Raw genomic sequence first — 13,709 nt, forward strand, 5'->3', positions numbered from 1 at the left:
CCGCACCGCCGGTGCGCTGTGTGTCGTTCACTGGTTGCTCCCTCTCGGCTACTGCGGGTTCGTGCGGTCGAGGTCGCGGAGGAACTCCACGAACACGCGGTTGACGTCGTCCGGGTTCTCCATCGCGATCAGATGACCACCGGTCGATACCGTGCGCACCATCCGGACATCGTCGTGGTGTTCGCGCAACTGCTCGATCGGGTCGTCGCCGTGCCAGTGCGCGAGGTCGACATCGGCGTCGGAGCCGAGGAAGTAGAACGGAACCCGGGTGCGGGTCTGGGGCCGCTGCCTGCGGTACTCCCAGTTGAGGTCGATGGCGCGGTACCAGCTGACGCCGCCGTGGAAACCGCTGCGCGCGTAGTCGTTGACGTAGGTTTCCAGCTCCCACTCGCTCAGCCACGGCCACGGCAGTTCCGGCGGTTCGGGCAGCGCCTGGCGATAGGACGTGCCGGGTGGGTGCGCCCAGACATCGGTGAAATCGGCTCGCCCGGAGAGGATGTGAAAGATCTTGGCGAGGATCTCCCGTGGATTCGCCGCGTAGTCGGCGCACGCGTGGTCGGGATCGTCGTTGTAGTACGACATGTGGTTGAAGTGCTCGCGTCCGCGTTCGCTTTCCACCTCCGACGGGACCCGGTCGTAGGCGGCGAAGAACGGGTTCTGCAGTCCGATGAGTCCGCGCACCCGCTCCGGATGTTCGAGCGCCAGGTCGTAGGCGGCGAACAGCCCGAAGTCCAGGCCGGTGAACACCGCCTGGCGCTCGCCGAGATGGTCGAGCAGCGCGGTGAGGTCGGCGACGATCCGGTCGGCCCGGTAGTCCTCGACGTCGGTGGGGGCGGTGGTCTGCCCCATGCCGCGCAGGTCCGGGGCGACAGCCCGATAGCCGGCCGCGGCCAGGGCGCCGAGCTGATGCCGCCAGCTGAACCAGGTGTGCGGAAACCCGTGCAGGAGAACGACCAGCGGACCGCTGCCCTGCTCCACATAGTGCATGTCCAGGCCATTGATCCGCTCGTGGCGGTGGGTCCAGTTCCTCATCTCGTCGCCGGATCAGTCGATGACCGCGTCGGAGAACGTCGGCGGATCACCGAGGAACGGGCGATGGGACGGTGGCTGACGGCCATCGATGTCCTCGACCCCCAACTCCTCGGCGACCTCGGCACCGATGAGCACCCGGCCACTGCGTTTCATCAGCTCCGGATCGCGGGCGAGGGCGTCGATGACCCGGCCGGTGAACTCGGGCGACTCCGCGGTCGCGGTCAGATCCGCGTAGGCGTCAGGGTTTTCGGCCAGGCCCGCGAGGGTGCGTTCGGTCTTCAGCAGACCCATCCAGATCGAGACGACCGCGACGTTGTGCGGACGGAAGTCGACGGCCATGTCGTGCGCCATCTTGTCCACCGCCGCTTTGCCGGAGCCGTAGGCCGGGCCGTGCATATAGCAGGTTCCGCCGAACGACGAGGTGTTCACGACGAGCCCTTCGCCATTGGCGGCCAGCAGCGGAGCCGCGTAGTAGCTGGAGATGTAGCTCGAGCGCATTCCGACGTCGAGCACCTCGAGCAGCGACAGCGGCTTCTCCCAGAACGGACCCTTCCTGGTGAGTCCGTCGGGGACGGTGAGCGCGTTGTTGACGAGAATGTCGAGGCGGCCCTGCTTTTCCCGCAGCTCGGCGAAGAACGCTTCGACCTGTGTGTCGTCGCTGTGGTCCAGGACTACCGGCACACCGGTTCCGCCACGGCGGGTGATTTCTTCCGCGGTCGCGAACACTGTCCCGGGAAGGGGCGCGTCGCCCTCCGTCCGGGTGCGTCCCGTGACATAGACCGTGGCCCCGGTCGCGCCGAGCGCCAAGGCGATTCCCTTCCCGGCGCCGCGGCTCGCCCCGGTGACCACCACGATTCGATCCGAACTCAGACCCACCATCCACTCCATCCGTCGTCGGAACCACGCCAGGAGCGTGGTCTGCGTCACGTTCACTGAACCAGCCGGATCGACGATCACCCGGGCTCCCTCCCGCTGGATGGAACGTGAACGGGTCGAAATCGGGACGTGGCGCCTCAGTTCGCTCAGCTGATGACGGACTCGGAGGTTCCTTGTCGGCGCAGGAGTTCCACCACACCGGTAGTCGACTCGTTTCCGCCGCCCTCGGCGACGCGGCGTTCCATCAGTGCCATGAACGGCTCGAGGAGTGCGTTGCTGACGCCTTGTTCTGCGGCGGTACGACGCAACGTTCCATTCGTGGTGGACATCATCGCCAGGTTCGACTCCACACCTTCGGCGTAGTCGCCGCAGGCCAGCTGCGCGGCGGTGCCGTAGGCGTACCCCGCCATAGCTTGCTGGTAGGCGACCATGAGCGGCGCGAATTCCACCGGTGAGATGTTCTCGCCGGCGGTCAGCGCGAACGCGTGTGTGGCGCCTGCGAACATGCCCCACATCGCGCTGAGGAGGGCGATGTCGAGAGGGCGGCGAAGCCGGCGTCCGCGCCGACGTAGGTGACGCCGGCGGGTACGGCCAAAGCGTCGGCGTGGGTCTTGTGCAGCCGTGCCGAACCGCTGTAGAAGACGTAGGCGCCGGAGTCGGCGGCTCCGATCATGGACGGGACGGCCATGATCCCGCCGTCCAAGAAACTTCCGCCGCGTGTGGTGATCCAGTCGGACAGCGACCGAGCCTCGGCGGGGGTACTTGTGGTCAAGTTGACGACATCGCGACCGGTCAGGTCGATGCCGTCGAGGGTCGCGCGGACTGACGCGTCGTCGAGGAGGCACACCACGACGAGAGTGTTCGCGGCGACGGCTGCCGCGGCGGTGGCGGCGATCGCCACTCCTTCCGGAGCCTGGCGGGCGCTGCGGTTCCACACCGTGACGGTGTATCCGGCGGCGACCCACGAGCGGGCCAGTGCCGAGCCCATGTCGCCGAGGCCGAGGACGGTGAGCGCTTCATTCGAGTTGTCGGACATGGTGGTTAGTGTTGACGCGGTATCCGGTGCGGTCGAGTACGCACAGTGAAGTGGGTACGCACTTGCGGGATAGCGAACAGGTAGAGGGAAGGGGCGGCGTGCCGATTTCACGCAGACCGGGCGAATACACATGCGGGCTCGACGCGACACTGTCGGTACTCAACGGCAAGTGGAAGATGATGATCTTGTGGCCGCTGAGCGAACGGCCCCACCGGTTCGGCGAGTTGCGCCGCGAAGTGAAGGGCGTTACCGAGAAGGTCCTCACCACGCAACTGCGCGAATTGGAGGCCGACGGGATCGTCCACCGCACGGTGTACGACGAGGTGCCGCCACGTGTCGAGTACTCGCTGAGCCCGCTGGGCGAGCTGCTCAACAACGCGCTGCTCCCCTTGGAATCTTGGGGTCGCGAACACCTGATGGGCGGGGCGGAATCCAGTGAAACCCCGGGCCGAGTCTCCGCGTAGTGCACCGTCGAGTTGTGACACCTCTCGACGACCCGCGCTGAGCATTTCTCGGACGTTCTGAATCCGCACCCGCACAGTGCGTTTCGCATGCGGCGCGAGGATGCGCCATGACCACGGTGTGCGGCGCCGAGCTCGGCGTCAACGCCGCCGGATGACGATTCCGCTCATCCCCGAGATCGCCCCGGCCAACCGGATCACCTGCCCACCAGGATGTTTCGGCGACCCCGCCTTGTCCTTCACGCTTGACCAGCCGATCACGTCGACACCGCTGTAGTCGATCTCATGATCGGGGCCCAGCGTCAGCTTGACCGTCGACACCGACACCTGGAGTTCGATATCGACGCTCGGCGCGAGGAACTCGGCTTTGACCAAGTTCAGGTCGATCGTCCCCCACGAACCGGTGACCAGCAGCCGCGCCGGCACCTGCCAGACACCCTTGCGCCGGACCGTCGTCCAATCGGCCGCGATCTTCATCGGCTGCGCGCCGAGCGGAATGGGCACCGCCCCGGTCGACCGCGCCACCACATCGGGAAACAACTGCCCGGCAGCGGGAAGCTGTGCCAGCACCGCGCGCAGCTCACCACGGGTCCGTGCGCTGTACGCAACCACCGACCGCTCCTCGAACTCGGAGATCTCCAGATACCCCGCCGAGAACGCGTCGCTGAGCAATGTGATGGCGCGTTCACGCTCCGGGTTGCCGACCCGCAGGTCGTCGTCGGGGTGTGATTCGGCCATGCGTTACACACTAACGAAGGCCGTCAGTGGGGCGTGATGGCCCATCTGCCAACGGGTTCGGTCGTGCGCCAGGGTTGTACCGGTCACTCCGGCGAACGTATCGCTTTGCGCAGACTCGTCAGCGCCTGTGTCTGCGCCTGCAGGCGGCCGGCCGGCCCGCGGTTGACGTGGTCGACGGCGGCATACAACAGTGCCCACATCATGTTCAGGATCCACGAGGCGTCGAGCGCCGTGTCGATCGAGCTGTCTTCGTGCCCACGTTCTATGGCCGCCATCGCGTCGTCGTCGGACAGGCCCGACGTGACCTCGTCGTAGACGCCTGACGTGAAGAAGATGACCGTGAGAACATCGCTGAGTTCGAAGTATTCCTGACACAGCCGCAGGACCGCGTCGAGTCCTGTTCCCTCTCCCAGGCGGGCCCGCTTCGAGGCGTCGGCCACGGCCTGTTCGGTAAGCCGCCCGACGGCGGTGATGAGGTCGGTTCGTTCGGGAAAGTAGCGGTGCAGCGTCGTACGCCCGACGCGCGCCTTTTCGGCGACCTCCGTCAGCGACGCGTTGGGCGATTTCGCGAACGTCGCCACGGCCGCGTCGAGAATCGCGCGACGGGTGCGTTCGCGGGCACTGGTCTGTTCGACATCCTCCACAGGGGCAGCATAAACGAGATCCATCCTGGATACTCGCTTTACTAAAATGGAACATTGCTGTTCCATGGAGGGGTGACGACGATTGCGCCTCTCATCGAAACCACTCCGCCGATGACCATGTCGAACCTGGGTGTCCTGATCGGCTACGCCCGACCGCACACACGCACCCTGCTGCTCGGGCTCGTACTCGCCCTCGGCAGCTCCGCGACGGTGATGGCTACCCCCATGGTGACCAAATCGATCCTCGACGCTCTCGGCACCGGCGCGTCGATCATGGGTCCGACCGGTGCCCTGTTGGTGCTGCTCGTCATCGGCGCCGCGCTCGGGTGGGGCTACTGGATCCTGCTCGGGACCGTCGCCGAGAACATCGTCTTCGACGCGCGCGCGATGCTCGTTCGACGACTGCTCGGCGCGACGGTTCCGTCGGTGCAGTCGCGTCCCACCGGCGAGCTGGTCACGCGCGTCACGGCCGACACCTTGCTGCTGAAGGAGGCCGCGTCGTCGGCGGTGATCGGCATCATCAACGCCACCTTCCTGACGGTGGGCACCGTGATCCTCATGGGTGTGCTCGACATGATGTTGCTCGGCGTCACCGTGCTGGCCATCGTCGTGGTCGGCATGCTGTTCGGCACGCTCATGCCGCGAATTGCCAAGGCGGACGCGCAAACTCAGGAATCCCTCGGCCGACTCGGCGGTGTGCTGGAAGGCAGCCTGCGTTCGGTGCGCACCGTCAAGGCGGCACGCGCCGAGCATCGCATCGCCACGTTGATCGGCGCCGACGCACGCGAGGCCCGGGCACACGCGATCGAGTCGGTGCGCGTCTCGGCGACGGCATGGACCGTCGCGTGGACCGGCGTGCAGGGCGCCATCATCGCGATCCTGGCCATCGGTGCCTGGCGCGTCGACAACGGTTCGCTGACCGTCTCGACGCTGATCGCGTTCCTGCTGTACGCGTTCACGTTGATGGGACCGATCCAAGAACTGACCACGCACATCACGGCCATGCAGTCGGGCATCGCGGCGGCCATGCGTATCCGGGAGATGGAGACGCTGCACTCCGAAGCCGACGTGGCGCACGAGCCCGCACCGGTGGCGTCCGCGGAGCCCGACGCGGCCTTGCGTTTCGACGACGTCACGGTCCGCTACGCACCTGACGCACCGCACGCGTTGCAGGGATTGACACTGAGGATTCCGGCGACCGGCCATACCGCCATCGTCGGCCCGTCGGGCGCGGGCAAGACAACGGTGTTCTCGACGATCCTGCGATTCGTCGAACCCGACACCGGGAGCATCTCGGTGGGCGGCGTGGCGTACCGGAACCTGACGATGTCGGAAGTTCGCGCGCGTATCGCCTACGTCGAGCAGGAATCCCCTTTGGTGCCGGGCACATTGAGCGACAACCTGCGGTTCCTGCGGGCCGGTGCCACCGACGACGAGGTGGCCGAGGTTCTTCGCCTGCTCCGCCTCGACTCGATCGTCGCGGCCCAGCCGAAAGGCCTGGACACTCACGTTCGCGACACCGACCTTTCGGGCGGGCAGCGGCAACGGATCGCGATGGCACGCGCGATGCTCGGTGACGCCGACGTGCTGCTTCTCGACGAGGCGACGTCGCAGATCGACACCCTGACCGAGGCATCGATCGTCGAAGCGATCGCCGTGCGGGCGCGCACCCACGCCGTCGTCACGATCGCTCACCGCTTGTCGACCGTGCGGCACGCCGATCGGATCGTGGTGATGGACGAGGGCAGCGTGCGGGCGGTCGGGACGCACGACGAGTTGATGCGCGCCGACGACCTCTACGCGCGGATGGTCCGAGCCGGTGGATTCGCCTAGGCGCGTGTTGTCCCGGCCGTGGCGGGCCACGACATATCTACGCGGTTCACACCGAGGCCGACGCCTGTAAGGCGAGGTGGGTGCCTTCCCAGCGGCTGCGCAGTCGCCGGTCGTGGCTGACGACCACGATGGCTCCCGGGAAATCGGCGAGTGCGGTTTCCAGCTCCTCGACTAGCCCTGGCGAGAGATGGTTGGTCGGCTCGTCGAGCAGGAGCACATCAACCGGTTCGGTGACCAATCGCGCCAACGCGAGCCGCTGGCGCTGGCCCGTGGACAGGTCCTCGACCCGCGTAGTGAACTGGGAGACGTCGAACAGGCCGAGCGAGAGCAGTTGGTCGCCGTGGAATTCCGGATCGCCCGCGCGATCGCGCGCGTAGGCGACGAACATCATGCGGCCGCGCACGGCGGGTGGTGGTTCCTGCGCGAGATAGCCGACCTTGCCGTGTCGGATGACGGCGCCGGTGTCGGGGGCGAGCTGACCGGCCAGCACCCGCAGCAGGGTGGTCTTTCCCGCGCCGTTCGGGCCGGTGACCAGTAGTCGGTCGCCGGCGGCGAGCGTCACGCTGGTCGGCTCGAGTCTGCCCGCGACGGAGATGTCGGTGGCCTCCAGCCCAGGCCCGTGCGCGCCGGCGGTCGTCAGGGCGGGCGCGAATCGCAGGGGTCGCGGAGGTGCAGGCACCGGGTCGGCGAGCAGGCGCCGCAGCCGTTCCTGCGCATTGCGGACCCGGCTCGACACGGATTGCTGCACCCGGCCACCCGCTCGGCCGTAGGCCATCTTGTTGTTGTCGGCCATCGCCCGGCCCGGTGCGACCCTGCGGGCGGTGGTGTCGGCGGCCTCGCGGAATCGGGCGGTGTCGGCCAGCCATTGCGCGTGCGCCTGCACCCATCGCGCTCGTTCGGCCGCCTTTTCCGCCAGGAATCCTGGGTAACCGTCGTTGTAGCGGACGACGCGCTGGCGGTCCGCGTCGACCTCCAACAGGCTGGTTGTCACCCGTTCGAGGAAGGCCCGGTCGTGGGAGACCGCCACTGTTGTGCCGCGCCGGGTGAGCAGGTGGTCTTCGAGCCAGGTCAGGGCGACGTCGTCGAGGTGGTTGGTCGGTTCGTCCAGTAACAGCAGTTCCGGAGCTGCCGCCAGTACCGCGGCCAGGCGCAGTCGGACCTGCTCGCCGCCCGACAGCTCGCCGATCGTGCGGTCCCGACCTACCAGGCCCAATCCCAGGCCGTGGAAAGCCTGTTCCACGCGCGCGTCGGCGTCGTAGCCGCCGTGTTGTTCGAAAAGTAGTGTCAGCTCACCGTATTCGTCGATGCCGGACTCGTCGCCGTCGGCCATCGCGAGCTCGAGGCGGCGCATCTGGGCTTCGACCGCCCGCAGCTCGGCGAGGGCTTGGTCGATGAGCTGCTGCACAGTGAGGTGCTGGGGGAGTCGCTCGTCTTGCGCGAGGTAGCCGACGCCACCGTCGGCCTGGACGACGATCTCCCCGCGATCGGGCTGAACCCGCCCGGCGAACAAACGCAGCAGGGTGGTCTTGCCGGAGCCGTTCTCGCCGATGATCCCGGTGCGCTCGCCGACGTCGAGTGAACAGGTCACGTCCGAGAGAACGGGATTGCCGTCGAAAGACTTGCTGACCGCGAGCGCGGTGATCTGGGTTGGCATGACACACTCCGAAGCATTCGACGACGACGCTGTCAGTGGACCGCGGGGGCCGGGTGCGTACGACAACTGCGCACCACGGTAGCAAGACGACGATGGCCTGATCACGGCCGCTCGAAGACCGCGCTGAACATCGGCGGTCGTCCTGTTCGGGGCCTGCTTCGCCGACGGCGACAGCAGCACCCACAATTGGCTCTGCCAGGCGCTCATCGACCTGACCGCCGGCAGCACCGACGCCCTCGAAGACTGCCATGGTGCGAATGTCACGATAAATGTGCCTTCAACCACGCCGCGGTGATCTCGATATTGGATCTGGTATCGAATTCGTGGCTTTCGTGCCCGGCGTTTCCGAGTACACAGAGCGTCGACGGAACTCCTGCCCGGGTCAACGCGTCGTGTAGGTATCGTCCGTGCGCCTCGGGAACAATCCGGTCGCGGTCGCCGTGTGCGATGAGAAACGGCGGTGCGTGGGGGTGTACTCGGTGCACCGGGCTTGCCGCTCTGACCCGCTCGTCATCGGCGGCGATCGGCCCGTGCCCGAAGAGCGCGTTCTCGACGGGCGGTTCGAGGATGAGCTGTTCGAGCCATGAGCGCCGGCTGTTGGCTATCAGGTCCGTCGGAGCGAACCAGGTGGTCACAGCCTGTACCGAACTCAGCTCCTGTGGGTGATCACCGACGTGACCGTCGAGATCTGGATCGTCGGCACTGAGTGCGACCATCGCTGCCAGACAGCCGCCCGCCGAAGCTCCCCACAGCCCGATGTTCTGCACGGCGAGTCCATAATCGGCTCCACGTGCGCGCAGCCAGCGCACCGCGGCTTTCACATCGTGAACCGGCGCGGGGTAGGGCGCTTCGGGTGCGAGCCGATAGTTCACCGAGGCGACGGCGATTCCCGTCCGTGCCACCGCTGCCAACCTGTCCTCGGAGTTGTCGCGTTTGTCACCGGCTTTCCAGCCCCCGCCGTGGAGGTAGACCACGACCGGAACATCGGTATCCGACTGCGGTCGATACAGATCCAATGCCAGCGTCGTCTCGTCGACCACTGCGTAGGGAATGTCGTACTCGATGGTGCTGGGGCGCATGGTTGTCCTGACGGGTTGGTCGATGCCGAGGCGCCTCACGCGGAGGTTTCCTCGAGCGATCGGTTGCGGGTTTCGATGGCGCCGAAAGCGACAGCGGCAAGTGCTATTACGGCGGCGACGCCGAGCGCGGTGAAAACCGCGGGGGTGCCGCCGTGCCCCGAGAGCATGAACCCGAAGATCGTCGGGGCGATGATCGATGCGAGTTTGTTGAGGCTCGCGGTGGCCGAGGTGGCCCAGCCGCGCATGCGGGTCGGGTAGAGCTCGCTGGTGTAGAGGTAGAGGAACACCGCGGGCACGGTGGTTCCGACGACCATGGTGCAGCCGCTGACGAACATGACCGGCCAGGTGGTGTGGCCGAGGAGCCCGATCGCGATGAAGCCGTAGAGGGCGCCGATCGCTGCCACCGCGAGACCCGCGATCAATAGTGGCCTTCGTCCGACGCGGTCGATCAGGAAGACCACGATGTAGATGACGACCAGCTGCAATCCGCTGGTCACAATGGCAAGCAGGAGTGATTGTGATTGAGGCAACCGGCCGACCTGGACATACATGGTCGGCAACCAGCTGAGACACCCATAATTGACGAAGAAGGTGGCGAACCAGACCACGGCCAACATCAGCGTGCGAGCGCGGTATGCGGGGGAGAGCAGTTCACTGAATCTGAATGTCTCCCCGGTCTGCGTCGAGGTTTCCTCAGGTTTCATGAGCTCGATGCCGTGCCTGGCGGCGTCGTCTTCCATGACCCGCACATGGCTGTCGGCCTCGGCGCCACGGCCTGTGACTGCCAGCCAGCGCGCGGACTCGGGCAGTGCGAAGTAGGCCCAAGCCGCGATGACCAAGGGGAGCGCGCCGATCGCGAGCAGCACTCGCCACCCGGTTTCCGGTCCGAACGCACTGGTCGCGGCGAGCGCGGTCAGCGGTGCGAAGAAGATTCCCCAGGCGAACAGGGACTGGTAGATCCCGAACGAGCGACCGCGCCCGTGTCGTCCGAGATACTCGCTCAGCAGGATCGCGGCGATCGGGATCTCTGCGCCGAGGCCGAGTCCCTGCACCAAACGAAAGACCAGCAGGCTTGTTTCGTTCCACGCGAAGGCGCATGCGAGTGACATACCGCCGAAGAGCACGAGGGAAATGATGAATGGCCGGCGTCTGCCGACCCGGTCGGCGAGGGCACCGGCCAACAGCATTCCGATCCACTGTCCGACGTAGCCGGCGCTGATGATCAGGCCTGCTTCGGCGAGGCTGATGCCGAAGGACTTCACGATCAGCGGCAGAACGACGGCGATGGTCATCGCGTCGAAACCGTCGAAGAAGGTGCCGGCACCCAGTTGACTCATCAGCCGGGTATGGAAGCGGCCGAACGGAATTCGGTCGATCCGGGCAGCGATCAACGACGGACTCGGTGCCGGGGAGATTGTGACGATATCTGTTGTGGAACGTTTGGGTTCGAGCATGGTGGTCCTCCAGAGGGCGTGCGTGTGGCTGTACTCGAGGCGCTACGCGCGTTGCCGAGCCGGTGGCCGGTTGCGGGCGAGGATCTGCTGCTGGGATCGGCGAGCCGAATCCATCAAGGCCGCGGGGACGATATCGGTGAGATGGCCGTCGCGCTTGACGACCCGGCCTGCCACGAACACCGTGTCGACATTGCCCTCGTGTGCGGCGAGCACGATCGAGTAGACCGGGTTGGTCACCGGTCCGAGATTCAGGTCGCCGGCGCGGAGCAGGACGATGTCGGCTTGCTTACCCGGTGTGAGGGACCCGATCTTGTCGCTCATCCCGATCGCCCTAGCCCCTTGGACCGTGGCGAACTCGAGGAGATCACGCACCCGCAACTCGGGCACACCGTCCACCGCGGAGTGTCCGCCACCCATCCAGGAGCGGTGGTAGGCGTACAGCATGCGCATCTGGGTGAACATGTCACCGCTGCATTTGGTTTCGGTGTCGCCGCTGAGGCTGGGCCGGATGCCGCGGGCGAGGAGCTTGTCGAGCGGGATGTCGCCCATGCCTTGGGAATTGAGTTCGCAGTGTACGCCCAGCGATACGGTGGCCCCGGCGTCGGCGATCATGGCGAACTCGTCGTCGTGGCTGCGGCTGCAGTGCACGAAGGTCATGTCGTCGCCGAGCAGGCCGAGGCCGGCGTACTGGGCGACGGCGCGGTGGGGAGCGTTGTGAGGGTAGGCGCCGACGTGCACTGTTGTCCGGATGCCGAGGTCCCGTGCGAGCCGCAGATCCGCGACCCAGGTGTCCTGGGCTGCCATCTCGGGGCCGCGAGCCGCCATTGCCAGCGTCAGCAACTGGTCGTCGCTGGCGAAGTACTCGCTGCGCAAGCGACGAATATCGTCAGGGTGGCCGAGTTCGCTGCGATTGGTCCAACGGTCATCGGTCAGCAGTGGCCAGCCGTGGGCGAACACCGCGCGGATACCGGCTTCCTTCAGACCTGCGATGGCGGCATCGGAGTGGGCCGGGGTGTTCTGGATGTGGGACCAGTCCACCAGGGTGGTTGTTCCGGCGCTCACGGCGGCCGCGGCGCCGAGCTTGTTGCCGATATGGACGTCATCGGGCTGGTAGGAGGCACCGATGCCGACCAGCATCTCGGCGAAATAGCGTGCCGGATCCATGTCGGCGTAGCTGTGGCGCACCGCGCTCTGCCAGGTGTGGCGATGGGTGTCGATCATCCCTGGGATGGCGATCATTCCGGTGCCGTCGATCACCTCGGCGTCGGTGCCGTCCAGGCGCTCGGCGACGGCCGAGATCCGGGTGCCCTCGATGAGGATGTCGCCGACCAAGTCGCCGATGTCGTCGTCCATGCTGACGATCTGCGCTCCGCGCAGGAGCAGCCGCCCGGTCACTGCTCGACCTTCAGCCATCGCTCGATCTGCGCCGCGGCCCGTTCGGGGGTCGGCACGGCGGTATCAGCCCAGGCGACATAGCTGTCGGGGCGCAACAACAGACTCCGCACATCGTGCAGGCCGGCCGGTGCGGGAGCCAGAACCCCGGATACGACGCGGACCGGTGCCCGACCGAATTTCAGTGCGTCGTAGTGGTTTTCACCCGTGCAATCGATGAGCAGGAACTCGTGGCCGCGGAGCAATTCGCCGGCCCGGACGAGGCCGTCGCGGGTCTGCAATACGAGGTCGGGTGCGCGCTCGCCGACGAACGGATGATCGGTGGCCTCGCGCGGATAGGGAAAACTGAGGCCGTTCAGATCGCGAACCAGCGTCCGGCCCACCTCGGGCAGGGGGAAGAGGCGCTGTTCGAAGAAGCGGCGGTAGGCGAGTCCCTCGGGGCTGAAGTCGAATTGCATAGCGCACTGTGCGGCAACGCTTTCCAGCAGCGCTTCGGTCACCGGTCGGCGCTCGGCCTCGTAGGTGTCGAGCAGCGATTCCTCGGCGACGCCGTTGATCACCGCGGCCAGCTTCCAGCCCAGATTGAACGCGTCCTGCAGGCAGAAGTTCATGCCGACACCGCTGGCGGGGTAGTGGACCCGGGTGCTCTCACCGACCAGCACGATTCTGCGGTCCCGGAAGCGCGAGGCGGTACGGGTTTCGTCGGTGTAGCGCGAACCCCAACGCAGTTCGGTGAAATCAAGGGATTCTCCGAAGATCTCGCGCACGCACTGGTGCACCTCGGCGACGGTGACCGCCTCGGACTTGTCGGCGTGACGGCGTTGCTCGTGCACGATGTTGAACCGGGTGATGTGACCGGTCTCGTCGAAGGGGAAGGCCGCGGCCCAGCCGTGCTCGTTGTGCCCGTTCGCGCGCGGTGCGTCCCACGGGAAGTCGAGCACGACATCGGCCACCATGCCGGTGAATGTGGCGTCGTGACCGTCGAATTCGATACCCGCCGCCTGTCGGACGATGCTGCGGGCACCGTCGGCTCCGACGACGTATCGGGCGGAGTAGGCCTGTTCGGTGCCGTCGGTCAGTCGCGCTCGAACAGCGACGCCCGCGTCGAACTGCTCGACGGTCTCGACGACCGCCCCGCGCACGATGCGCACTCCCTGCGCGGATGCGTGTGCGGCGAGCAGCTCCTCGGTGATGTTCTGCGGCAGGATGAGCCGGTAGCCGAACCGTGATTCGAGATGGCCCCAGTCCAGCGGCTGGAGCCCGGCCCAGATATGGAACGGGACCAGCGGGTTGTCCCGGATCGCCCGTGCTCGATCGATGAAGGTCTGTGCCAGATTCCTGGTGTCGAACAGTTCGAGCACGCGCGGCAAGATGGTGCCCGCCCTCGATCCCACGGGTTCGATCCGGCGTTCCAGGACAACGACATCGACACCGGCCGCGGCCAGTTCGGCGGCCGTCATCAGTCCGGATGGGCCGCCACCGACGACCACTACGTCCACGTTCATGGTTC

Annotated in this window: 13 protein-coding genes; 2 read left to right on the forward strand and 11 right to left on the reverse strand. The window is 66.5% G+C overall.

All coding sequences use genetic code 11. The features are described 5' to 3' along the window. Window positions 1-48: 48 nt before the first annotated feature. From ACQHI0_RS07810 to ACQHI0_RS07825, 4 genes are all read right to left on the reverse strand, one after another. Window positions 49-1,032: an alpha/beta fold hydrolase gene (locus ACQHI0_RS07810; RefSeq protein ID WP_427907251.1), complete on the reverse strand. Its 984-nt coding sequence runs from the start codon at window positions 1,030-1,032 to the stop codon at window positions 49-51. A gap of 12 nt (window positions 1,033-1,044) precedes the next feature. Next, entirely contained in the window at window positions 1,045-1,920 is an 876-nt protein-coding gene (locus ACQHI0_RS07815; protein ID WP_427909109.1) for an SDR family NAD(P)-dependent oxidoreductase, read from the reverse strand. Between the two features lie 134 nt (window positions 1,921-2,054). Next, window positions 2,055-2,414, reverse strand: coding sequence for a hypothetical protein (locus ACQHI0_RS07820; protein ID WP_427907252.1), 360 nt, complete (start codon window positions 2,412-2,414; stop codon window positions 2,055-2,057). Then, window positions 2,381-2,944 carry an NAD(P)-binding domain-containing protein gene (locus tag ACQHI0_RS07825; protein ID WP_427907253.1) on the reverse strand — a complete coding sequence of 188 codons (564 nt, stop codon included), beginning with the start codon at window positions 2,942-2,944 and terminating at the stop codon, window positions 2,381-2,383. Before ACQHI0_RS07825 ends, ACQHI0_RS07820 begins: the two co-directional genes overlap by 34 nt. Window positions 2,945-3,042: 98 nt before the next feature. On the opposite strand from ACQHI0_RS07825, the gene ACQHI0_RS07830 reads away from it, so the two are divergent. Next, complete coding sequence (locus tag ACQHI0_RS07830; protein ID WP_427907254.1) at window positions 3,043-3,408, forward strand: winged helix-turn-helix transcriptional regulator; 366 nt, start codon at window positions 3,043-3,045, stop codon at window positions 3,406-3,408. Window positions 3,409-3,546: 138 nt separating this feature from the next. Here the strand turns inward: ACQHI0_RS07830 and ACQHI0_RS07835 are convergent, their stop codons facing one another. After that, entirely contained in the window at window positions 3,547-4,143 is a 597-nt protein-coding gene (locus ACQHI0_RS07835) for a DUF1707 SHOCT-like domain-containing protein (protein ID WP_427907255.1), read from the reverse strand. Between the two features lie 83 nt (window positions 4,144-4,226). Then, window positions 4,227-4,853 carry a TetR/AcrR family transcriptional regulator gene (locus ACQHI0_RS07840; RefSeq protein WP_427907256.1) on the reverse strand — a complete coding sequence of 209 codons (627 nt, stop codon included), beginning with the start codon at window positions 4,851-4,853 and terminating at the stop codon, window positions 4,227-4,229. A gap of 6 nt (window positions 4,854-4,859) precedes the next feature. Here ACQHI0_RS07840 and ACQHI0_RS07845 point away from each other — a divergent pair, with 6 nt between their 5' ends. After that, window positions 4,860-6,620: an ABC transporter ATP-binding protein gene (locus ACQHI0_RS07845; RefSeq protein WP_427907257.1), complete on the forward strand. Its 1,761-nt coding sequence runs from the start codon at window positions 4,860-4,862 to the stop codon at window positions 6,618-6,620. A gap of 46 nt (window positions 6,621-6,666) precedes the next feature. On the opposite strand, the gene ACQHI0_RS07850 is transcribed toward ACQHI0_RS07845, so the two are convergent. The 5 genes from ACQHI0_RS07850 to ACQHI0_RS07870 form a co-directional block, all read right to left on the reverse strand. Beyond that, on the reverse strand, window positions 6,667-8,274 hold the full coding sequence (locus ACQHI0_RS07850) for an ABC-F family ATP-binding cassette domain-containing protein (protein ID WP_427907258.1): 1,608 nt from the start codon (window positions 8,272-8,274) through the stop codon (window positions 6,667-6,669). 260 nt (window positions 8,275-8,534) lie between these two features. Further along, window positions 8,535-9,353, reverse strand: a complete 819-nt coding sequence (locus ACQHI0_RS07855) for an alpha/beta hydrolase fold domain-containing protein (RefSeq protein ID WP_427907259.1) — start codon at window positions 9,351-9,353, stop codon at window positions 8,535-8,537. A 35-nt stretch (window positions 9,354-9,388) separates the two neighbouring features. Continuing rightward, window positions 9,389-10,807 (reverse strand): MFS transporter, encoded by a 1,419-nt coding sequence (locus tag ACQHI0_RS07860; RefSeq protein WP_427907260.1) that lies wholly within the window; start codon window positions 10,805-10,807, stop codon window positions 9,389-9,391. A 42-nt stretch (window positions 10,808-10,849) separates the two neighbouring features. Continuing rightward, window positions 10,850-12,202 (reverse strand): amidohydrolase family protein, encoded by a 1,353-nt coding sequence (locus ACQHI0_RS07865; RefSeq protein WP_427907261.1) that lies wholly within the window; start codon window positions 12,200-12,202, stop codon window positions 10,850-10,852. Next, on the reverse strand, window positions 12,199-13,704 hold the full coding sequence (locus ACQHI0_RS07870) for an FAD-dependent oxidoreductase (protein WP_427907262.1): 1,506 nt from the start codon (window positions 13,702-13,704) through the stop codon (window positions 12,199-12,201). Before ACQHI0_RS07870 ends, ACQHI0_RS07865 begins: the two co-directional genes overlap by 4 nt. Window positions 13,705-13,709: the final 5 nt, after the last annotated feature.

Source organism: Nocardia sp. FBN12 (assembly GCF_050320175.1).
In the GTDB taxonomy this organism is placed as follows: domain Bacteria; phylum Actinomycetota; class Actinomycetes; order Mycobacteriales; family Mycobacteriaceae; genus Nocardia.